General features: G+C 74.1%; 1 pseudogene. It reads right to left on the bottom strand.

Annotated elements, in window-relative coordinates:
- Nucleotides 1-37 precede the first annotated feature (37 nt).
- A pseudogene (locus ACFW1A_RS14675) lies at nt 38-348 on the bottom strand (RNA helicase); the annotation flags it as partial.

Genomic DNA, 348 nt, shown 5'->3' on the forward strand with positions numbered 1-348 from the left:
ACCACCACGTGGTCGGGCCCTGCGGATCAGCTACGCGTCAGTTCTTCCAGCGCGGCTTGCGGTCGCCGCCGTTGAAGCTGCCGCCGCGGTTGTCCCGGTCGCCGAACGAACGGCCGCCGCGGTCACCGTAGGAGGAACCGCCCTGCGGACGGCCGCCGGAGCGGTGGTCGTCGCGACGGGCGAACGGACGGCTGCTGGCGCCGCCGCCGCGGTTGTCCCGGTCGCCGAACGAACGCTCACCGAAGGAGGACCGCTCGCCGTAGGAGCGGGCCGGGCGGTCGCCGAACGAACGGGCCGGACGCTCGGTGCGGTCACGGTCGCCGAAGCCGCGGTTGTCACGGTCCCGGT

Source organism: Kitasatospora sp. NPDC058965 (genome assembly GCF_042741245.1).
In the GTDB taxonomy this organism is placed as follows: domain Bacteria; phylum Actinomycetota; class Actinomycetes; order Streptomycetales; family Streptomycetaceae; genus Kitasatospora.